This is a genomic window from Magnetococcales bacterium (assembly GCA_015231175.1).
GTDB lineage: Bacteria > Pseudomonadota > Magnetococcia > Magnetococcales > DC0425bin3 > HA3dbin3.
On the sequence record JADGBZ010000007.1, the window covers coordinates 1 to 22,163 of the forward strand.

18 protein-coding genes are annotated in these 22,163 nt (G+C 55.7%); 14 read left to right on the forward strand and 4 right to left on the reverse strand.

Going from position 1 to position 22,163, the window contains the following annotated elements:
• The 7 genes from HQL63_02520 to HQL63_02550 all read left to right on the forward strand — a co-directional run.
• The coding region (locus tag HQL63_02520) for a hypothetical protein (GenBank protein ID MBF0175713.1) at window positions 1-198 on the forward strand (198 nt) is incomplete at its 5' end.
• 38 nt (window positions 199-236) lie between these two features.
• Window positions 237-500, forward strand: a complete 264-nt coding sequence (locus tag HQL63_02525) for a hypothetical protein (protein MBF0175714.1) — start codon at window positions 237-239, stop codon at window positions 498-500.
• A gap of 141 nt (window positions 501-641) precedes the next feature.
• On the forward strand, window positions 642-1,097 hold the full coding sequence (locus HQL63_02530; GenBank protein MBF0175715.1) for a hypothetical protein: 456 nt from the start codon (window positions 642-644) through the stop codon (window positions 1,095-1,097).
• A gap of 3 nt (window positions 1,098-1,100) precedes the next feature.
• A complete protein-coding gene (locus HQL63_02535) occupies window positions 1,101-1,778 on the forward strand; it encodes a hypothetical protein (protein MBF0175716.1) in 678 nt (225 codons plus the stop codon).
• Complete coding sequence (locus HQL63_02540; protein MBF0175717.1) at window positions 1,775-3,838, forward strand: hypothetical protein; 2,064 nt, start codon at window positions 1,775-1,777, stop codon at window positions 3,836-3,838. The genes HQL63_02535 and HQL63_02540 overlap by 4 nt, the downstream gene beginning before the upstream one ends.
• Window positions 3,835-5,430, forward strand: a complete 1,596-nt coding sequence (locus HQL63_02545) for a hypothetical protein (GenBank protein MBF0175718.1) — start codon at window positions 3,835-3,837, stop codon at window positions 5,428-5,430. Before HQL63_02540 ends, HQL63_02545 begins: the two co-directional genes overlap by 4 nt.
• An 8-nt stretch (window positions 5,431-5,438) precedes the next feature.
• Complete coding sequence (locus tag HQL63_02550; GenBank protein MBF0175719.1) at window positions 5,439-5,636, forward strand: hypothetical protein; 198 nt, start codon at window positions 5,439-5,441, stop codon at window positions 5,634-5,636.
• Window positions 5,637-5,862: 226 nt separating this feature from the next.
• Here HQL63_02550 and HQL63_02555 read toward each other — a convergent pair whose 3' ends face one another.
• The 3 genes from HQL63_02555 to HQL63_02565 are packed head-to-tail and all read right to left on the reverse strand — an operon-like array spanning window position 5,863 to window position 9,486.
• Window positions 5,863-6,258 (reverse strand): DUF971 domain-containing protein, encoded by a 396-nt coding sequence (locus HQL63_02555; protein ID MBF0175720.1) that lies wholly within the window; start codon window positions 6,256-6,258, stop codon window positions 5,863-5,865.
• 25 nt (window positions 6,259-6,283) lie between these two features.
• Window positions 6,284-7,402, reverse strand: a complete 1,119-nt coding sequence (nagZ, locus tag HQL63_02560) for a beta-N-acetylhexosaminidase (GenBank protein ID MBF0175721.1) — start codon at window positions 7,400-7,402, stop codon at window positions 6,284-6,286.
• 2 nt (window positions 7,403-7,404) lie between these two features.
• Window positions 7,405-9,486, reverse strand: a complete 2,082-nt coding sequence (locus tag HQL63_02565) for a molybdopterin-dependent oxidoreductase (protein ID MBF0175722.1) — start codon at window positions 9,484-9,486, stop codon at window positions 7,405-7,407.
• A gap of 49 nt (window positions 9,487-9,535) precedes the next feature.
• Here HQL63_02565 and nth point away from each other — a divergent pair, with 49 nt between their 5' ends.
• The 4 genes from nth to HQL63_02585 all read left to right on the forward strand — a co-directional run bounded on the left by nth (window position 9,536) and on the right by HQL63_02585 (window position 14,632).
• Window positions 9,536-10,162 carry an endonuclease III gene (nth, locus tag HQL63_02570; protein MBF0175723.1) on the forward strand — a complete coding sequence of 209 codons (627 nt, stop codon included), beginning with the start codon at window positions 9,536-9,538 and terminating at the stop codon, window positions 10,160-10,162.
• 222 nt (window positions 10,163-10,384) lie between these two features.
• Window positions 10,385-11,155, forward strand: coding sequence for a hypothetical protein (locus HQL63_02575; GenBank protein ID MBF0175724.1), 771 nt, complete (start codon window positions 10,385-10,387; stop codon window positions 11,153-11,155).
• Between the two features lie 386 nt (window positions 11,156-11,541).
• Window positions 11,542-12,948 carry a sel1 repeat family protein gene (locus HQL63_02580; protein ID MBF0175725.1) on the forward strand — a complete coding sequence of 469 codons (1,407 nt, stop codon included), beginning with the start codon at window positions 11,542-11,544 and terminating at the stop codon, window positions 12,946-12,948.
• A 301-nt stretch (window positions 12,949-13,249) separates the two neighbouring features.
• Window positions 13,250-14,632: a sel1 repeat family protein gene (locus tag HQL63_02585; protein MBF0175726.1), complete on the forward strand. Its 1,383-nt coding sequence runs from the start codon at window positions 13,250-13,252 to the stop codon at window positions 14,630-14,632.
• A 100-nt stretch (window positions 14,633-14,732) separates the two neighbouring features.
• Here the strand turns inward: HQL63_02585 and HQL63_02590 are convergent, their stop codons facing one another.
• Entirely contained in the window at window positions 14,733-15,716 is a 984-nt protein-coding gene (locus tag HQL63_02590) for an RluA family pseudouridine synthase (protein ID MBF0175727.1), read from the reverse strand.
• A 231-nt stretch (window positions 15,717-15,947) separates the two neighbouring features.
• On the opposite strand from HQL63_02590, the gene HQL63_02595 reads away from it, so the two are divergent.
• The 3 genes from HQL63_02595 to HQL63_02605 all read left to right on the forward strand — a co-directional run bounded on the left by HQL63_02595 (window position 15,948) and on the right by HQL63_02605 (window position 22,147).
• Complete coding sequence (locus HQL63_02595; GenBank protein ID MBF0175728.1) at window positions 15,948-18,320, forward strand: ribonuclease E/G; 2,373 nt, start codon at window positions 15,948-15,950, stop codon at window positions 18,318-18,320.
• A gap of 263 nt (window positions 18,321-18,583) precedes the next feature.
• Entirely contained in the window at window positions 18,584-19,237 is a 654-nt protein-coding gene (locus HQL63_02600) for a hypothetical protein (protein ID MBF0175729.1), read from the forward strand.
• A 48-nt stretch (window positions 19,238-19,285) separates the two neighbouring features.
• Complete coding sequence (locus HQL63_02605; GenBank protein MBF0175730.1) at window positions 19,286-22,147, forward strand: response regulator; 2,862 nt, start codon at window positions 19,286-19,288, stop codon at window positions 22,145-22,147.
• The last annotated feature ends 16 nt before the right edge of the window (window positions 22,148-22,163 follow it).

Genomic DNA, 22,163 nt, shown 5'->3' on the forward strand with positions numbered 1-22,163 from the left:
AATAACCTGGATTGGCTGGTGGTGGCCATGCAGGGCGCCCTTCCCGGTCCTGACGGCCAAACGATCTGTCCCAGGCCGGCGCCCGACTCCATGTTGTTGTATCTTGCGGATCTGGATGAGCAGGGGGGAAGACCGCAAGATTTGTCCGGACTGCACCGCTATGCCGGGCACCCCCCCTGGGAAGTGGCACCAGCTTGAATGGATCATCGGCAACCTGCGCATGAAAGGAGTCCAACATGAAAAAACCGTCCCTGGCAGCCATCGGGCCGCCGCTGACGACGATCGGAACAGAGGAGTATATGGATCGATTGACCACCTACGATGGAGACAACAATCCAGAATATATCGGTCTGGCACAACCAGGCAGTCTGACCACCGAGTCGGTGTGGCAAATTCGCAAAATCGGTTACACAGGCGGAAATCCGGTTTCGGCTCGCTTTGCCAATGGCAACGCGGAGTTTGACAAAATCTGGGATGATCGAAGCAGCTACAGCTATTGATCCTGTCCGGTCTTGCCCTGCCCGGCAGGATTTCATGCCAGACGGCAAACGACCGAAAATGGTTTTCACCCTCTGACCATGCCATGAGTTTTTTGGTGCAGGGATTCCCTCTGCACCTGTTTCAACAGGGAGAATGTTGTCATGAATATGATAAAAGTTAGTCTTGCGGAGGCCAGTCGGGTGCAGATGCAAGAGTTTGCCCGCGATGTCCTGGGGGTCACCTTGACCAGGAATTTGGGGGCAGATGCGATGCGTGAGCGGATTCGTCAAGCAGGTTATGAGGAGATCGATGTGAAAGAAGAACAAGCGGAAGAAAAAAAAGGCCAAGAATACCAGGAAGATGCAGATACCGTCCGGATTCATCTGCAACGGAGTGACGGCAAGGGAGGAGATCGCCCGGTGCCGGTGGCGGTGAATGGATCGCTGATGCTCATTCCCCGTGGCAAGGCTGTCCGGGTGCCGCGCAAGTTCGTCGAGGCATTGCAGAATGCCAAAACCACCCATTTTGAACAGGATGAACATGGCGAGTTCCATCCCAGGGAGACCCTCTCCTATCCCTTTTCCTTCGCCCCGGTAGCGGCATCGTCCGAGGAGTAAGACATGGCGACTTTTCTGGAAATTTGCCAGAAAGTCCGCCGTGAGGCGGGGGTGTCCGGCAACGGGCCCCCCGCCGTAACCGGGCAGTCTGGCGTTTATGAAAAAATCATTCAGTGGGTCAATGATGCCTGGGTGGAGATCCAGAACGCTCATACCTCCTGGCATTGGATGTGGCAGGAGTTCTCCTTTGACACCGTGGCCGGCGTAGGTTCTTACACCCTGACATCCCTCAACATGGGTGAAATGAGCCGGTTGCGGCTGGACTCTCTGAGCCTGTACCTGAAAGCGACTGGCCCGGTCGGAGAAGGCTCTCTCCCCTATGTCAACCATCGGGTGTGGCGGCGCCAGTTCGGCTCTGGATTGTCGGTTGTCGGAAAACCGGCCCTGTTGTCGTTGACACCGGATCGCCTGATCAAAATCAATCCGATTCCCGACGACATCTATACGGTGCGTGGTGTGTATTACCGTCGGGCACAGCGCATGGCGACCAATGACGATGTGCCCGGTTTGCCAGTGGAATTTCATGACGCGATCGTGCAACTGGCTTTGCTGCTCTACGCGGCCAACGAAGAGGCGCCGGAAATGTATGCCGCCGCCGATATGCGGCTGCGCATCATCATGAGAAATCTGGAACGGCACCAATTGGATACACCAGAACTGGAAGGAGGGTCCATCGCATGACAGTCAAGGTGCATTACTTTCCACTGGGTGGGGGGTTGGATTTGACGACCCCTCCCTTGTCCATCGCACCGGGGCGTTTGTTGACAGGGTGCAATTATGAACCGGGAACAAGCGGGGGATATCGGCGCATCGAAGGGTTTGAACGGTTCGATGGTCGAACAAGTCCCAGTGCCGCGACTTATTGGACTTTGCGTTTTGAACTGGGCAGTGCCGAGGTGATTCAGGGGGAAACGGTCATCGGAGCCACATCGGGCGCAACCGGCAAGGCGCTGGTCGATGGGATCCTGGAACAGGGCCTTTATGCGAACGCCGACGCCAGAGGATTTCTTGTCCTGCTTGATACAAGTGGGACTTTCGCCCCCGGGGAGGCGGTCAAAGTGGGAAATGTAACCCGATGTTTTGCATCCAGTCACCAACTGGAGAGAGGCACAGTCGATGAAGAGGCGGACGCACTCTGGCTCCAACAAGTCAGAAATATTCTCCGGGGGCGAATCCAGGCTCTTCCCGGCTCGGGATGTGTGCGCGGCGTCTGGCTCTACAAAGGAATAGCCTACGCTTTTCGGGATGATGCAGCAGGCGAGCAGTGTGTGATGCATCGCAGCAGCAGCACGGGCTGGCAACCCTGTGACCTGGGCGAGAGACTCGGTTTTCAGGCTGGGGTGTTGCCTTTTGCCGAAAATGAGGCGCTGTTGGGTATGACTTCAGGGGCCAGTGCGACCATCAAACGGATTGTGGTGACAACCGGCCATTGGGAGACCGAAGATGCTGCCGGTCGCTTGATTTTATACAACGTTGTCGGTGATTTTGTGGATGGCGAGGCCATCCATTCCACGCAGGGCGCCGCTACGGCAAGCGGCGTCAATGCGGTGCAAACCCTGTCGGCAGGCGGGCGGTTTGAGTTTGTGAACCACAACTTTTTCGGTCATGTCTCCTCGGTACGCATGTACGGCGTCAACGGGATCGATCCGGGGTTTGAATGGGACGGAGAGGTATTTGTTCCCATCTTGACAGGCATGGCAGAAGATCGCCCAACCCACCTTGCTGCACATACAAAACATCTCTTTTTTTCGTTTTCCGGTGGTTCATTGCAACACTCGGGAACAGGTGAACCCCTGGAGTGGCAAGTAAGCATCGGGGCAGGAGAGATGGCCCTGGGTGACGAAATGACCGGCATGTTACCGGTCGTGGGTGGTGTTTTGACCCTCTTTTGTCGCAATGCGACCTATGCCCTCTATGGGACAAGCTCTGCGGATTGGCGTCTGGATTTGTTGTCTGGAGAGTCCGGCGCCATTCCCTGGACGCTACAGGATATGGGCCGCCCGGTCTACCTCGATGATCGTGGCGTTCGCCAATTGTCGGCAGTTCAAGAGTTTGGCGATTTTCACGCGGGCACGCTCAGTCATGTCATCCAGCCTTGGCTTGCCGCCAAAATGGGACAGGCCCTCTCCTCACTTCGGGTGCGCAGCAAGGATCAATATCGTATTTATTTTTCTGACAACAGCGGGTTGATCTGCACTTTGGTGTCGGGACTCTCACCGACCTTCATGCTTGTCGACTATGGTTTACCCGTGTCATGCACCTGTTCCCAGGAGGAGGTGAGTGGCTCTGAAAAATTGTTATTTGGGTCGGATAACGGCTTCGTCTACCAGTTGGATTCTGGAAAATCCTTTGATGGCCAGGAGGTGGTGGCCTTTTTGCGCTTGCCATTCAACCATCTTGGCCTGCCAGCCCATCGCAAACGCTTTCGCAAAGCTTTCCTGGAAATTGATGCCGGCCCGGAAACAACGATACAAGTTTTGCCTAACTACTCCTATGGCAATCCAGAGATTCCATCGCCCCTGGTGCAGGTGTTTGATGTGCGCGGTGGCGGCGGTGTCTGGGATGAAGCGGAGTGGTCAGAGTTTATCTGGGACAGTCAACAGGTTGGAACAGCCGAAGCCAGAATTGACGGAGTGGGAACCAATATCGGTCTGAGCATTCTTTCGCATGCAACGGAAGAGAGTCCACACCTGATCCATGGCATTACGTACCATTTCAGCCCCAGGGGGATGATTCGATGAGTAATGACTATTTTAATTTCACCAACCGCATGGTGGAACATACGACAGCACGCTGCACGGCATTGAACGAATTGTTCGACCAGATCGAAACTGGACTGGCCAAGTTGCCCGATGTCGATCTCTTGAAAAAAGGTGGTGTCTGTTTTGGCCAGGATACCGGCGAGGCCAACGCCTATGTCGTGACCATTCCGTCGGCGCCTGCCAGCTACGAGGCGGGACAGGAAGTGCAGTTTCAGGCGACCCATGCCAATACCGGAGCCTGCACCATCGATGTCAATGGGTTGGGTGTCAAATCCATTCGGCGCATTGACGGATCGCACCCCCTGGCCCAAGACATTGTGGCCAACAGTCTCATCACCCTGCGCTATGATGCCCTCCAGGGGTGGTTCCAGATCATGAACAATCTGATGGGTGATGTCGTCTCGGCCAACATCTTGATGAATGCGTGCAGCAATTCCGCTGCCGAGGCTGCGGTTTCGGCGAGCCAGGCAGTAAACTCGGCGGTGAACGCTGCCGCATCCGCCTCCGACTCCGCCGATTCAGCCGCCCTGGCCGCCGGTTATGCTTCCCAACTGCATCTACCGCCCTTTCAGGCTGGAGATGCCGGCAAGGCGTTGGTGGTCAATGCTGCCGAAAATGCCTATGTTCACACCTTTCCGGAGTATGGCACCTGGAAAAACAATATCATCAACGGCGGGTTTCGTATCTGGCAAAGAGGAACGTCGTGGAGCGGGTTGATCGCCAGCGGATTTACCGCTGATCGCCACAAGCTCTACATCAGTGGAACATTCAATGCCTCTGCGTCGCAGCAGTCATTTGCCGTTGGCCAAAGTGAAGTGCCGGGGTACCCGATCTACTATCTTCGTATCACCGGCAACTCTGGTTCAGGCACATGTGGCTGGGAGTATAAAATTGAAGATGTACGAACGCTGGCCGAAAAAAGCGTGACGTTTTCCATGTATGTCAAGGGAACGGCAGGTGGAACCTTTACCCTGAGCATGTACCAGGATTTTGGATCGGGGGGTTCCGCCGCTGTCACGGTTGCAACGACGACATCCACGATTTCTTCCAACTGGGTGCGATTGGTTTTGACTGCGGTCTTGCCATCCCTGAGTGGCAAGAGCATCGGAGACGACTCATGTGTTCAATTTCGCTTCGAACAAGCTGGGTGGACGGGAAACCTGGATATCGCCCATACCCAACTTGAGGTCGGCGATGTAGCGACCGAGTTTGCCGCAGGCCCGGTCGATATGGAGCTTGCGCGGTGCAGAAGATATTTCTTCAAATATTTTGGCAACCTGTGGGGTTATGTCAGGGCGACTGGTCCGGGCAATCCGGATTGGGTTCTCAGAAGTTGCTTGAGCATCACCATGCGCGTTCGCAGCCCGGCTGTTTACCTCCCGTCGTCCATCTCATCCTGGGTTCTGGAAAGCGCCGGGGAGGCGTCGGGATATACCATCCGATGGATCGCCCATGATTACACGGATTTGACCATCACCCTCGATGGCGGTCTGGAAGGGCGCACCAGGGGCATGGGAGCATGGCTTGGGGTGACGGAAGATCAACCACTTCTTATCGATGCGGAACTGTGAGGCCATCCATGGACATTGTCTCGATCAAATATGCCGATGCATCGAATGATCGCATCATGATCTCGTGCGCATCCGGCCAGGACTTCTTCACGGCCTGGCCATGCCAGACCTGGCATCGTGCGGCCATCGAGGCTTGGCTTGCCGTGCTGGATGAGCAGGGGCAACCGGTCAACCACATTGCGGCTTATATGCCCGGCAACCCGTGACAGGGTCATTCCCATACCAGATCAAGCGTTTGCTTCGTTGACTGCCTCACTCGCTCCGCAACCATTCACCATCCGGCCACGCATCGGGGTCCAGGGGGCTGTCTCCCTGGCTTTGTCCAGGGCAGCGTCCTGGTGGGGCTCGGGGCGAAGCCCTGACAAAGGCCTCCATATCCGGGCTTTTCTTGCAAGGGTGATGAATCGTTGCCAGCGAGGAAATCCCGTGGCATCACTTGATGGGTTTGATGGCAAACACGCTGGGTTTGCGGCGTTTGTTGGCGCTTTTTAAATCATCCAGATAGGTTTGCCACAGGGCTTCCTTGTTGACTCCGGAATCCCAGAGCATTTCCCAGGAGTAGACGCCAGTATCGTGGTTGTCACTGAAGGCTATTTTGACGGCATAGCGCCCAACAGGGGTGATGGAGGTTATGGTGACATCCTGTTTGCCATCGATGAGCTTCGCCTGGTCCGGGGTATGACCCCGGCAATCCGCGCAAGGACAGACGACGCGCAGATACTCCATGCTCAATTCCATCTGTTCGCCGGTATTCCAGGTGATGCGGACCACGCGATCCTTGGTGATCTGGCGGAGTTCCGTGGGGGTGTGGCGGCTGCCGTAGGTCATGAGAAGGCTCCTGAAGAAAATAAGGTCAGGTCGTTGGCGCGGTGGGGTCGGGTGCGGAGGGGGTCGAGGCCAGATATTCCAGAGTTTGACGCCATTGCCGATACTCTCCGTGAGCCAACAGGGCCGCCATGTCACCCGGCTCGACGCGGCCCGGGGCGAGGATGCGATCGATCCTTTGACTGATCTCCTCCCAGCCGGAAACCGCTTCCCTTTCCTGCAAAACACGTTCGATCCCGGCTGTCACCAGGGTGGCATCTTCCAGACGACCCGTGCAGCACAACACGAGGTCACACCCGGCTCGCAGGGACAACTCCGCACGCCTGTCCAACGATCCCGTCAAAGCGCCCATCTCCAGGGCGTCGGTGACCACCAGACCATGATAGCGCCACTGCCGGCGCAATAAATCCCGCAACAAGGGTGCAGACCAGGTGGCGGGTTGCTCCGGGTCGACTCCCGTGGCCACCAGATGGGCGGTCATGATCAGGGGCAGTTGCGCCAGCAGCGCTTGAAAGGGGCGGAGTTCCCATCGTTCCAGGAGATCTCGCTCCTTGACAACGCAGGGCAGCGACTTGTGAGAATCGGCTCGGGCGGCGCCATGCCCGGGGAAATGTTTGCCCACGGCCAGACCGCCGGCTGCCGTAAAGCCCTTGAGCCAGGCCCCGGCGAGACGTACAACTTGCTGGGGATCCCAGCCAAAGGCGCGTTCGGCAATCACCGGGTTGGCTTGTGCTTCGCGAATATCCAAGACTGGAGCGCAATTGATGCCGATACCCAGGGTGATCATTTCCCGACCGCTCAACCAGCCAGCCTGGCGGGACAACAGCTCCGCCTGAACTGGATCCGATTGTTCCAATTCGGCAAAACGACCAGGGCTCGGATAGGGCGTCAACGGGCGCCTTATCCTCTGGACTCGTCCTCCCTCCTGATCCAACCAAAGGGTTGGTGGTGGTGTAGCCGTTTTGCGGATGGCGCGAATAAGGTTTTGGATCTGGAGAATGTCAACCAGGTTGCGGGCAAATAAAATCACCCCGGACGGGCGGACTGTACGAAGGAACTTTTCCTCTTCCGCATTCAGCTCTGGACCGGAAAGGCTGGTGATGAGAAATTTTCCAGGATGGAGGATGCCGCCTGATGGAAATGTCATGGTCATTGCGTCAAGATGTCAGAGAGTGAGTGCTTTTTGCCTCCCCGATCCAGGGCGCGCACCTCCACACGGTTGTCATGAAAAGCCGCACCGCCATCCGGGGCGACGCGATCACCATGGGTGAGCACATTCAGAGAGATGCCTTCCGGGAATTCCGTTCCATGATAGTTCGATTCGCACAGGCAGAGACCGGGACGGACATCGGTGGTGACTTTGGCGGTCATCGTCAATCCGCCAAGGTCATTGAAGACGGAGATCGGGGCGCCATCCTTGATGGAACGTGGTGTGGCGTCGTCAGGATGAATCCAAAGGAGCGGATGACCGCGCCGCCGTCGCGCTCCTTCGGCTACGGTGAAAGTGGTGTTGAGGACATCGTGTGCCGGTGGTGTCATAAAGTCCAGCGGATAACGTTCGGCCTGATGGGTGCGATCCCGGCTGTTGACGGGCCAGTGGTCCGGGAAGAGGGGCATGGCAGGATCCCGCCACCCTGGGCGAAAATGAAAGCGTTGGTCGGGTTGGGCAAAGCCGTTTCGGAAATGGGCAGCGTCGGGATCCGGGGTAAAATCCAGCCAGGTTTTCACTCCCCAGGTAGCGACGGGCGGAAGTTTCGACTCTTTCAGGAGGGTATCCACGGTTTCGGCAACGGATTGGGTAAAAGGTTGCTCCTGATAGCCGAGACGGATGGCCAGGGCATTGACCAGATCATGGTTGCACCAGGCCTCCTTGAAGGGGGGAAGTATGGGTTTGGCGTGTTGCAGGGTACATTGCCCATAGGATTTATAGAGATCCGCGTGTTCGAGAAAGGTGGTGGCGGGGAGCACGACATCGGCCCAGAGAGCGGTATCGCTCATGACCTGTTCATGGACGACCGTGAAGAGATTTTCCCGGGCCAATCCGGCACGGACACGACGCAAATCCGGGCAGGAGGATGCCGGGTTGGCATTGGCGACGATCAGCACCGCAACGGGCGGGGCCAAAGTGGCGTCGGTGAGAACGGCGCCCAGGCGGCTCATGTCCAGGAGGCGGGCAGGCGTATCACCCATCCAGGCGGTTTGGCGGACGGGTTCGTCATGGATGCGCAGGGATTCGCCGGTGCTGAGCAGAATGCCTCCGCCAGGATGTGCCCAGGCGCCGGTGATGGCGGGCAGACAGGTGATGGCATGGACGTTGACGGCTCCATTGTTGTGGCGGGTCATGCCGTATCCCAGGCGTATGAAGGGGGCTTTGGCGCGACCAAAACGGCGGGCAAAAGAGCGGATCTCTTCGGGAGAGAGGCCGGTTATGGGGGCAGCCCACTTCGGTGTGCGGCTGAGAAAGTGGGCGCGCAGTTCATCATCGAAGTCCGTGAATGTGGCGAGATAGTCCGGGTTGCCGTACCCCTCGTTGAGAAGAACATGGATCATGGCCAGGGCCAGGGCGGCGTCGGTTCCCGGACGTGGGGCGATGTGGAGATCGGCAAGACGTGCGGTGCGGTTGCGGTAGGGGTCGACGACGGCAAGAGTCGCCCCTTTTTGGCGGGCCTCCTTGATGAAGGGCATCAGGTTGATATGGGTAGATACGGCATTGATGCCCCAAAGAATGATGAGATCACTCGCTGCCATTTCATGGGGGTCCGGGCCGATACTTTTGCCGATGCCGGCCATCCATCCTGCCTGTCCAATGGAGGAGCAAATATTTTTTTCCAGCCGGGACCAACCGGCCCGATGGGTCAGCCGATCCCAGGCTGGTCTTTGCACCAGGCCCATGGTGCCGCCATAATAATAGGGAAAGACGCTTTCCGGTCCATATTGGGTCGTTGCCTGCCGCAGTTTTTGCACCACGAGATCCAGGGCCTCATCCCATGTGGCTTTGCGGAACTGGCCAGCTCCTTTGACACCGGTGCGGATCATGGGGTGGCCAATACGGGGGCCCTCCTGGATTTCCCGGTAGCGGCTGACCTTGCCGCAGATCACGCCTCGGGTGAATGGGTGGTCCGGGTTGCCACGAATCGACAGCAGGCGCCCTTTGGCGTCGATTTGGACGCGCAGGGCGCAGGCGCCAGGGCAATCGAGGGGACACGTGCTGGAATGTTTGGTCGAGGGCATGACATTTTCTCTCTCAGGGTCGATGCTTTCCGGGGCAGGCTGACAGCATATGAAAAAATCCGACGTGATGGCAGTTTTTTCCGCATTTCGGGATGCCAATCCTGAACCGCGTGGGGATTTGCTCTTTCGCAACCCCTTTGAACTCCTGGTTGCCGTGGTGCTGTCCGCCCAGGCGACCGATCGGGTGGTAAACCAGGTGACGCCGGCCCTTTTTGCGGCGGCGCCCGATCCGCACGCCATGGTGGTTTTGGGGGAGGAGGGGATTCGGTCTTACATTCACACGGTCGGTTTGTACAACACCAAGGCGAGACATATCCACCTCCTGAGTGGAGAGTTGTTGCGCAGGCATGGGGGAGAGGTTCCGGACCGGCGTGAAGCCTTGGAGGCCTTGCCGGGGGTGGGACGCAAATCGGCCAATGTCGTGCTCAACGTCGTTTTTGGACAGCCGACCCTGGCGGTGGATACGCACGTTTTTCGGGTGGCCAACCGGACAGGTCTGGCGGCAGGCAAGACGCCGTTGCAGGTGGAAGAGTTGTTGCTCGCCAGGGTTCCGCCGCCATTTTTGTTGCATGCGCACCATTGGTTGATTTTGCATGGCCGGCATGTTTGTCAGGCGCGGCGGCCACGTTGTGAGGGGTGTCTGATTCGGCGTTGGTGCGCGCTGGGGAAGGAGTGATCATGGCGGAGCGGGTAGACGATCCATTTCAATAAAAACATCCTTGGATATTTTTTGAAGGGGTGATCGTTGCGGAGCAGGTAGGAGATCTATTTTTATAAAAACATCCTTAGACATTTTTTTGGTTGTTGAAAGCAGCAACCGGAACGGGATCACTCCGTTCCTCATCTGGTACCGGGTCATGTCGACCCGGTCCGAACCATTCAAATGGGAGAAAAAAACATGAAAAGTCGTTATCCTGGTTATGGCGCATCCGGTATGGAGCCGGAACAAACTGTGGACGATCAGACCAAAACCATGGTAGAAGGTGCGTTGGGAAGGATTGCCAATGAGACAACGGATTATCATCGCTACCTCGCGGCGGAGGTGGCGTCCAGGAGATTGCGCCAACAGACCGGGTGGAGGGTCAGCCCGGAATTGCTGGTGGCCCACGCTTTTGGTGAACAACAGCATATTGACCAGCTCCAGGAAGATTTGTACGCTGCCGAACAAAATGGGGAGTGGCGAAGATATGACCGGTTGCAGGACAGAAGGCGGGATGATTCTGTCATCAATCAGAATCTTGGGGGAACCACCCGCGAGGTGTTCGGGGCAGATCCGGATTTTGTTCGGTCTGACCAGCAGTCAGGTGGGGATGCAGCCGAGGGCAACGGTGAGAAGCCCATGGTTATGGCATGGGGTTGGTTGCCAAGAGTTATCGGTGCCGCTGCTGCCGGGGCGGCCTGGTACCTGAGAAAGACCCCGAATCATGCCATTGAAGGGGAAGCGTTGAAAGCCGGGAAAGGTCTTTACGAGGAACTGGAAGATGTCAAGAAAAATCAAGATGATGACGATAGTCTTTTTCTTGGCATGCTGAAAGGACGCCATCCTGGGGATAAGGATGTTCAGAAGGGGGCTGCCGCCCAACAGGAGCTCGTCGACTGTCATAAAAAAAATCATGGTTCTGATGTCGAGGAATGTCTGAGAACAAGTAAGATATGGAACGGAAATTGAGTGTGTGTTTCAGGTTAACAGAGATGTTTCCTGGATACTTGTGATAATCAGAGGTTTATCCTAAAATTACCCAGGAAGGGCGCAACCCTTCCTGGGCATTCCATCCTTGACTTGCGCTTCTTTTGTCCGAGAGGTGGCTGTTGTTCATGTGTCGAACATTGATGAAAATAATCACAGGATTCATGGTTTTATTCATGATGGTGGCGCCTGCCCTGGTTCAGGGACAAGAGCCTGATTCGGTTTATCTGAGAGGAAAGCATGTTCCTTTTGATCAGGCTTTGTTACAGGCGCATAGAGGAGATGCGGAAGCAAAATACAGTGTAGGTTGGTTTTATATAGATAAAAACGATAAAAAAAATGGTATATATTGGATCAGAAGTGCCGCCATGGCTGGTTATGTACCTGCCATGGAGGATCTGCCATTTCAGTTGTTGCATTCGATTTATCCCCGCCACGATACTCTTGTGGAGGTTGAATCTGTTGGATGGGCTCTGAAATCACTTAAGATTAACCCGGATTGCTGGGGTGCCATGGTGGTTATGGCTGGCTATTACCGTTTGGGGTGGGGATTTTCCAGCAACATCAAATTGGCGAAAGAGTGGGAAGATAAAGCGATACGACTGGGGGGTGCGAAAGCTGCCATTCATTTGGCGTTTTTTAATTGGCCAAAAAATGAGGTGGTATATGATCCCCATAGGACATTATATTTTCTGAAAAAAGCGTCGGAAGATAACGATTCGTTAGCTCAGGCGCTTCTTGGCCAGTATTATGCGGGCTCTGATTTATTTAAATTTAATCCCATTCCACTCAATCCTGACCAATCCCGTTATTGGTTGGAAAAGGCGTTTCAAGCGGGTGAAGGAGGGGGAGCGTTTTGGTTGGGTAAGCTCTATTATCATGGGAGCGGGGGGTATCCCCGGGATCTGGTCGAGGCCAAGTCCTGGTTTGAGCGTATACCCCGTCTTTATGCAAGAGCAAAATTTCTCTTGGCAACGCTCTACTGGTCTGGCGTTCCCGGCGCCCCTCCCGATCAGGCAAAAGCCATGGCTTTGTTCCAGCAGGCGGCGGAAGAGAAGAGTGCGCGCGCTCAGTTTGCCATGGGGCAACTGCATCGTGGGGGATATCTGGGCGGCAAGCCTGATATGACCCAGGCTTATCTCTGGTATCGCAAGGCTGCCAGGAACGCATATCCACCAGCAATGACCATGCAGGGTCTCATGAGCCTGAAGGGTGATGGTATTCTGGCCGATCCAAAAGGGGCTGTGTCGCTTTTGCAGGCAGCCGCTGCCGAAGGAGAGGAAAATGCCCTGTATTGGCTTGGCGTCATGTCCCAGGTTGGCTTGGGTGTTGACAAGAGTTTGTCCCGGGCGCGCACCTGGTTTTTGCGTGGCGCCGAGGCTGGGGAGGCGCGATCCATGGTCAAACTATCCCTCGACCTGTTTGCGGGCAAAGGGGGGGCGCAGGAGCTTCCTCTTGCCTACCATTGGGCCAAAAAGGCGGCGCAGAGTGGTTTGCCTCAGGGGCTCTGCTGGGCGGGAACCTTGTTGTATTTTGGTGTTGGCACGCCGCCCGATCCGGAGCAGGCCAGGGTTTGGTTGCGGCAAGGTTCGGCTGCCGGCATGGAGCCGTGTACGCGCGTTTTGACGGCAGCCTCCCCCAAAACGCCAGGAGACACCGGTATTCGGCCACCCCTGGTGGAGGCCGTGGCTGCGGATTTATCTAAGGCCATGGATGGGGAGATGGATCACCCCTATCTCCCCATATCGTCCCATTTGGAGGTGTTGCCAAAATGACCCGAAAGGATGCAAACTTCGAGGTGGGCTGTTGTTTATGTATCGAACATTGATGAAAGTAATCACAGGATTTATGGTTTTGTTTATGATGGTGGCGCCCGCCTTGGTCCAGGGGAGAGAACCTGATTTTGTCATTCTTGGCGAGAAACATGTTCCTTTTGATCAGGCTTTATTGTTGGCGCACGGGGGAGATGTGGAGGCCCAATATCGTATTAGTCTTCTATATTCTACAAATAAAAACAATAACAAAATAAGTTTATATTGGATGAGAAGGGCTGCTATGGCTGGATATGTGCCTGCTATGGAATATCTTGTGTTTTATTTGTTCAGCACGATCTATCCCAATCATGATTTTCTCTTGGAGGTGGAGGTTATAGGTTGGGCACAGAAAACCCTGGCCGTGAAAGCGGATAGTTGGGAGATCATGATGGACATGGCAGTCTTTCATCATCATGGATGGGGTGTGTCAAGAAACGAAAGGTTGGCCAAAATGTGGGAAGAGTCGGCGTTACGGGTTGGCGGTGCTCAAGCTGCGTTCTTTCTGTCAACCTCCCATGCCCGGGATGGTGTCCTGGATCACGATCCTGATAAACTTCTGCATTTACTGACCTATGCGGCAGAAGGTAATTACCTTGTTGCACAGGTGTTTCTCGGAAAATATTTTGCAGGGAAGTTATTCAAGAAGGATCCCATTCCACTCAATCCTGACCAATCCCGTTATTGGTTGGAAAAGGCGTTTCAAGCGGGTGAAGGAGGGGGAGCGTTTTGGTTGGGTAAGCTCTATTATCATGGGAGCGGGGGGTATCCCCGGGATCTGGTCGAGGCCAAGTCCTGGTTTGAGCGTATGCCCCGTCTTTATGCAAGAGCAAAATTTCTCTTGGCAACGCTCTACTGGTCTGGCGTTCCCGGCGCCCCTCCCGATCAGGCAAAAGCCATGGCTTTGTTCCAGCAGGCGGCGGAAGAGAAGAGTGCGCGCGCTCAGTTTGCCATGGGGCAACTGCATCGTGGGGGATATCTGGGCGGCAAGCCTGATATGACCCAGGCTTATCTCTGGTATCGCAAGGCTGCCAGGAACGCATATCCACCAGCAATGACCATGCAGGGTCTCATGAGCCTGAAGGGTGATGGTATTCTGGCCGATCCAAAAGGGGCTGTGTCGCTTTTGCAGGCAGCCGCTGCCGAAGGAGAGGAAAATGCCCTGTATTGGCTTGGCGTCATGTCCCAGGTTGGCTTGGGTGTTGACAAGAGTTTGTCCCGGGCGCGCACCTGGTTTTTGCGTGGCGCCGAGGCTGGGGAGGCGCGATCCATGGTCAAACTATCCCTCGACCTGTTTGCGGGCAAAGGGGGGGCGCAGGAGCTTCCTCTTGCCTACCATTGGGCCAAAAAGGCGGCGCAGAGTGGTTTGCCTCAGGGGCTCTGCTGGGCGGGAACCTTGTTGTATTTTGGTGTTGGCACGCCGCCCGATCCGGAGCAGGCCAGGGTTTGGTTGCGGCAAGGTTCGGCTGCCGGCATGGAGCCGTGTACGCGCGTTTTGACGGCAGCCTCCCCCAAAACGCCAGGAGACACCGGTATTCGGCCACCCCTGGTGGAGGCCGTGGCTGCGGATTTATCCAAGGCCATGGATGGGGAGATGGATCACCCCTATCTCCCCACATCGTCCCATTTGGAGGTGTTGCCAAAATGACCCGAAAGGATGCAAACTTCGGTGATGAATGGTTACATCAAAATGGCCATGCAGGTCAAAGGCGGGCACCACCAGACAACCTGCCTGGCCCGGGAAAACGTCACTTTACCATGCGCAACCGCTCCAACAGGCGTTGCAGGCCCGCATCCAGGGGGGCTTCCACTGTGATGGGTTGGCCGGTGCGAGGATGGGTCAGGGAGATGCGGGAAGAGTGCAAAAACATGCGCTTCAACCCTGTCGAGCGCATGTGCCGGTTGAACTCCCGCTCGCCATACTTGGGATCTCCGGCGATGGGATGGCCCAGCAACTGGAAATGGACACGCAACTGATGAGTCCGTCCGGTATTGGGCTTGGCTTCTACCAGGGAGGCCACACCATAATTGGCCAATGTACGGTACCAGGTATGAGCCGGTTTGCCGTCGGCGCCTCCGGCCACCATCCGCTCTCCCGAACGCACCATGCCCCGTACCAGGGGAATGGCAATTTCTCCCTCGCGGGGTGAGGGGGTTCCCCGTACCAGCAGCAGATAGCGTTTATCCACCTCGCCATCGCGAAAAACCCGGGCCATCTCCCGCACTGTGCAGGCATCCAGGCCAAAGACCAGGCACCCTGATGTGTCCTTGTCGAGACGATGGCAAAGCTCTGGCATGACATCGTGGCGCATCTCCATCATGCGCCGCACCCCATCCACCAGACCATATGGTTGTCCACTTCCCCCATGGACGGGAATTCCCTCCGGCTTGTCCAGCACCAGCAAATGGTCGTCCCGATAACAAATGCGTTCCGCCAGGGTGGCCGACCAGCCATCGCCAGGTTTGCTGCGTTCGCCAACCCCTTCTGGATCATCGACCGCAGCTCGCACCGGCGGAATACGAATTTTTTGCCCCAGGAGCAACCGTTCACCCCCCTTGGCCCGTTTCCCGTCGACACGCACCTGGCCTGTTCGCAACAGGCGCTGCCAGGCCGACATGGGTAACGCCGGAACTTCCCTTTGCAGGAGTCGATCCAACCGCATGCCCACATCGTCCGCCCCCACCACCCGGTGGCGAACCGGGAAACGTATCAGGCCATCGAGATCAGTCAAATTTGCTTCCTTGGCAAAAAGGTCGTAAGATGGGCGCCGTCGTGAGAAGTGACCGGGGGACCGGTGGTCTCTGGGACCGAAGGCGCCGGGCGTTTGAAATTTTGTCGGACATTTTTTTAGTCATGGGAATCAATAACATGCATTTTTGTCTCACCGTCCTGGAGAACCCATGGTATCTCAAGTGGGCGGCGGAGACGCCAAGCAGATTGCACTCGGGAGCAGAATACTTCAATGAACAAGCGCATGCTGGTGGATGCAACCCACCCGGAAGAGATCCGTGTGGGCATCGTCCAGGATCAGCGACTCATCGACCTGGATATCGAAACCTCAACCAAGGAACAAATCAAGGGGAACATCTACCTGGGGCGGGTGACCCGTGTGGAACCCGCCCTCCAGGCCGCCTTTGTCGATTTCAACGGCGGACGTCAGGGATTTCTCTCCGTCAACGACATTCATCCGAAATATTATCCGCCTCCGGAAGGCAAGGAAAAATCGAACAAGGAAAAGGAAATCGATCCGGCGGAGTCCGCCGAAGAGGGTGACGAGCCCGAAAATGGTGAAGAGACCGACGAAGATGTGCCCGTTCGTGTACGACGGGCTGCCAATCGTCGCCGTATCCTGCCTATCCAAAAAATTCTCACCCGAGGTCAATCCCTGTTGCTTCAGGTGGTCAAGGAGGCGCGTGGCAACAAAGGTGCCTCCCTCACGACCAATCTCTCTCTTGCCGGTCGTTACACGGTCCTGTTGCCGGACAACTCCGGGGGAGGTGGGGGCATCTCCCGCAAGATTGTCGACCCGCAGGAGAGGAAACACCTCAAGGAGTTGATGGGCAGCCTGGAAATTCCCTCCGATGTCAGCCTGATCATCCGTACAGCGGGATTGGGTCGCACCAAACGGGAAATCACCCGGGACATGAATTATCTGCTCCGGCTCTGGAAACGCATCCAGGAGAAATCCGCCCAAACCAAACCCCCCTGCGTCATCCACGAGGAGGGGGATCTGATTCTACGCACCATCCGTGATCTCTATACCACCGACATGACCGAAATTTTGATCCACGGTCAGGAGGCCTATCGTCGCGGCAAAGACTTCATGCGTCTGCTCATGCCCCGCTATGTCAAGGTGGTGCAACCCTATCGGGAAAATAAGCCCATTTTTGCCCAATTCCAGGTGGAAAATCAGATCGAGATGATGCACGAGCGCGTCATCCCCCTGAAGGCCGGAGGCTACCTGGTCATCGAATCGACCGAAGCCCTGGTCTCCATCGACATCAACTCTGGGCGGGCCACCCGCGAAAAGGATGTTGAGTCGACCGCCTTCAAAACCAATCTTCAAGCCGCCGATGAAATTGCCCGCCAGCTTCGTCTGCGCGACCTGGGTGGATTGATCGTCATCGATTTCATTGATATGGAGGATAAAAAGCACAACACGGAGGTCGAGAAGCGCATCAAGGATGCCTTCAAACTGGATCGGGCCAAAAGCCAGATCGGGCGGATTTCCCAGTTCGGTTTGCTGGAACTCTCCCGCCAGCGCTTGAAACCGGCCTTCAGTGAATCAAACCGGACTCCGTGTCCACGTTGCCAGGGTTTGGGCACCATCCGTTCCGTCGAATCCATGGCCATCCATGTGATGCGCATGATCGTGGAAGAGGCTGCCACCAACCGCTACGCCAAGCTGACCTATAACGTCCCTCCGGATGTTGCCAACTATCTGTTCAACCACAAACGGGCCCAGATCACCTCCCTGGAAGAGGCCCACCATCTCGCCATTGTCATCCTTTCAGATCAGAATCTGCAAACCCCCAATTTTCGCCGGGAAGTGGTCGAACGCCAAGGGGGAGAACTTGATAACCTGCCACCGTCTGTAAAGGAAAAGGATGTCAAACCGGATGACGAGGACGACATCCTCCAGGATGACGATGACGATGACGATGACGATTTCGACGATGACGACGATGATGATGAAAGGCCTGAAGGTCGCCATACCCAACGTGGTGGTGCCAGCGCCGCTGAAACCGATCCGGGCGAATCACGACCAGAGGAAGCCACACTCTCCGGGTCCAGGCAGGGGGAAAAGAATGGTGACAGAAAAAAACGTCGCCGTCGCAGGCGCCGCAAGACCTCCCCTGTAATGCACGATCCCTCTTCCTCCGCTTCGACCTCCGATGTGGTGGAGGGTTCCTCGCTGGCAAACGCGCCCCCCCCCGAGGGCGCGGAAGAGATGGGTGTTCCAGGTCTCTACCGTTTGACCCAGGAGGGTGCTGCAACAAAGCCCAATGACATCTCCCAGGATTCTCCGACCGACGATGGTGTCTCCTCCGCACCACAGAAACCACGGCGCCGCCGGCGCCGGCGTCGTTCCCCTCCACGCAGTCTCGGAGAGAAACTGTTTCCGCCACGCCACGGGGCGGATGAGACCCCAGACGATGATGTTATCGATGACCGTGACGGCGATCATGATCATCAGAGCCGGATGTCCGAACCGCCTGAGCTGCGCCCGAACAGTATGGATGCAGAGCCAAACCCAGCCTCTGACTCGGCATCTGCGCGTATGAACCAGGAAGATGCGCCCCCCTCGTCCTCTCCCAGTCAGGAGAATAAGTGAACCCAATTCGTCACTATTCAGTACCCTTTTAAGAAAAGCCTGGATATGAAAGTTTTTGTCAGGGCTTTGCCCCGAACCGTGCCAGGACTCCGTCCTGGATCTGTCCGGTCGCCAACCCCCTGGATCCCGATTCGTTACCGGGTGGTGAATGGTGACCCAAATTCTGACAACGGACGGCCATGGTTCGTGGGCAGGGTGTGTCTGTTGTGGCCCGGCCCCATGGGTCGTGCTGGGCCGTCTGCACAGTACGGGGTGTTATGACCATGGAATTGACCGAGTTGGAACAAGATGCCCTGAAAGAGTTTTTGAACATCGGGCTCGGTATGGCAGCCGACTCCCTGAGCCAAATGGTTCATAACGAGATCCTCCTCTCCCTGCCGCAGCTGTCCGTGGTCTCCAAGGAGAGTGCCATCCAGCTGATTGAACATCGCAGGGGGGATCGCCTGGTCGCTATTCGACAAAGTTTTTACGGGGAGTTGTCCGGTACGGCACTGCTGGTCTTTCCGGGAGCAAGAAGTCTGGAGTTGGTTCGTACCCTCCTGGGTGAAAATACTCCGTTGGAGTCCTTGACCGTTTTGGAACAGGAAACGCTCCTCGATATTGGCAATGTGATTCTTAACTCATTTTTGTCCAGCTTTACCCAAATGATCAATCTGGATTTTGAATTTGATCCTGCTGAACTGATCCATGCCGAGTGTGATGCTCTTCTCGATCTTTCGACGCACAAAACGGTTTCTGGTGAGGTGAGAGGGAAGGATATCCAGGATGAACAGGTCTTTTTCTTGATGATGGATTTTAAAACTCATGAGGAGGAGGCAGTTAAAAATTCCCTGCATGGCTATATTGCCATGCTTTTTACACAAAAAGATATGGAGAGATTAAAAAAAGAGTTGGAGAGGATCCTTTCTCAATATTGATCTTCCGTGAATTTTGAACGCATGTGCTGACAACACAAGAACTGTGCCATGGATACTGACCTGGATCTTGATATTTTTCGGCAAATTCTTGAAAAGAGCTCCTATGGTATCATTGTTCTTGATCAGGTCTCCAAAGTTGTATTCTGGAATCGCTGGATGGAAAAAGCGTCACGCATTCCCGCCGCTGGTGTTGTCGGGCAGGTATTTACAGACGTTTTTCCAGATTTGCTCGGTACCCGTATTGCGCGTGGCATTGAAAACGCCCTCTCCCAGGGATTGCCCACCACCCTCTCCCACAAGTTGACCCATCGGCCCTTTCCTCTCTTTCCTCCTGCTGCCGGGCGGGAAGCGGACGAACGCATGAGCCAACACGTTCTGATCAGTGGCATACGCGCCCGGGACCGGACTTTTTATTGTACCATCCAGATCCAGGACATTACCGACACCGTCTCCCGTGAACACATATTGCGTGAACAGACCGGGGAGTTGCGTTTGGCCAAGGAGATGGCACAGAGTGCCAGCCAAGCAAAGGGGGACTTTCTGGCCAATATGAGTCATGAGATTCGCACCCCGATGAACGCCATCATTGGCATGACGCACCTGGCCATGCAAACCGATCTGAATCCCAGGCAACTCGATTACCTGACCAAGATTCAATACTCCTCCCAGTCCCTGCTTGGCATCATCAACGATATTCTCGATTTTTCCAAAATCGAGGCGGGCAAACTGAAGATGGAGTCCGTCGCTTTCCACCTGGATGAGGTTTTGCACAACGTCTCCAACCTGATGACGATCAAAACCGATGAACAGGGGCTGGAATTTTGTTTCCACGTTGCCAAGGATCTTCCTCTGGGTCTGGTGGGCGATCCGCTGCGCCTGGGGCAGGTTTTGGTCAATTTGACCAGCAATGCCGTCAAGTTTACCCGTGCGGGAGAGATCATTCTGTCCGTCGAATTGGAGGCGTTGACCGAGGAGACGGTGACGATTCATTTCAGTGTCAAGGACAGCGGCATTGGCATGACTCCAGAACAGATCGCCGGGTTGTTCCGACCCTTTACCCAGGCTGACAGCTCAACGACCCGAAAATTTGGCGGTACGGGTCTTGGTCTTTCCATCTGCCGGCGCTTGGTTCAGATGATGGGAGGAAACATCTGGGTCGAGAGTCAATCTGGGCTTGGCAGCACCTTCCATTTCAACGCAACGTTTGGACGCGCCAACAAGGATCGCCGCCGGTTTCGTTTGCCCGACGATCGATATGTGGGTTTGCGCGTTTTATTGGCGGATGACAATGCTGCGTCGCGCGAAATTCTGCAACATGCCTTGGAGTCTTTTTCCTTCAAGGTTACCCCTGTGGCTTCTGGTGCCGAGGCCATTGCCGAGTTGGAAAAAGCCCGACATGCCCGGCCCTTTGACATGGTGTTCGTGGATTGGAAAATGCCGGAGATGGATGGCATTCGCACCACGGAGGAGATCTCCAGACTTTTTCCCACCCAACGCATGCCCAAGGTGATCATGGTGACCGCCTACGGTCGGGAGGAGGTGCTGCATGCTGCCAAAAGTGTCCATCTCAATTCAATTTTGATCAAACCCGTCAGCCTCTCCCTGTTGTTCGACACCATTCTGGCCGCTTTGGGGGAAAATGAGCGTGCCATCACCAACCCGCTCCAGACGAGCAGAAATGAGTTGGTACCCCTCCAGTTGTCACCCCTCCAGCAGAAGATGCACCCCTTGCAGGGCGCCAAAATATTGCTGGTTGAGGATAACGAGATCAATCAGCAGGTGGCGGGGGAACTTCTCGACATGGTGGGGTTGCAGGTGCGTATCGCCTCCAACGGGCGGCAAAGCCTCATCGCCCTGGCAGAGGAGTCGTTTGATGCCGTGCTGATGGATATTCAAATGCCGGAGATGGATGGTTATGAAGCCACCCGCAAAATTCGGGAAAATCCAGCCTGGACAACTCTGCCCATCATCGCCATGACGGCCAATGCCCTGGCCGGGGATCGGGAAAAATGCCTGGCCGTGGGTATGAATGAACATATCGCCAAACCCATTGATCCCCGTGTTCTTTACAGTACCCTTACCCGTTGGATCAAGCCTCCGTTGCCAACCGTTGAGCAACCGGTGGTGGCGCAGGCGCCGCGACCTGAACGAACCCAACCGGAACCTGTTGATCACCTGGTATCGCAAGCGACTGAATATAAAGGCATGGAACCGGATGTCACCCTTCAAGCAACTGAATATAAAAATATGGAGCCGGATGTCACTCTTTTGCCGGAATCCATTCCCGGTTTTGATCTTTCTGTTGGGCTGAAATATGTGGGTGGCAACAAGAAACTTTACCGGAAACTATTGCTGGATTTTCGGCGCACCCAATGGGATGCAGCCGAGAAGGTTCATCAGGGCATGACATCGGGAGAGATCCATGAGACGCAGCGCCGGGTCCACACCATCAAAGGTATTGCCGGCACACTGGGGGCTTTGGAGTTGCAGGATGTGGCAAAACATTTGGAAGTTTCCCTGAAGAACCATGACCGCGAACAATCCGCATCCTTGCTCAAGCCTTTCCAAAGTTCCTTGCAAGGTGTCATGCACGCTCTTGCCGTTTTGGACTCTCAGGAAACTCCCGTCGATCCGCCCCATGTTGTGAAAGGATCCAAGGAAGGCCATCATGATGGGCCTCTTGATCGAAATGCTTTGGAGTCTGTCACAACCCTTTGTCAACAATTGGCCGCATGGCTCGATGAGGGTGACGTTCGCGCCAAAAGCACTCTGGAACAACTCAACAAATGCCTTCCCCCGGCCCATAGGCAGGTGGTCGGCCTGGTGGCTGAAAAAATGGGCGATTATGATTTTGACGGTGCCAGGGACGCCTTGGTGCAATGGGCCTCATTCATGAAAATATCCCTCTGAATTGGATGGAATTCAT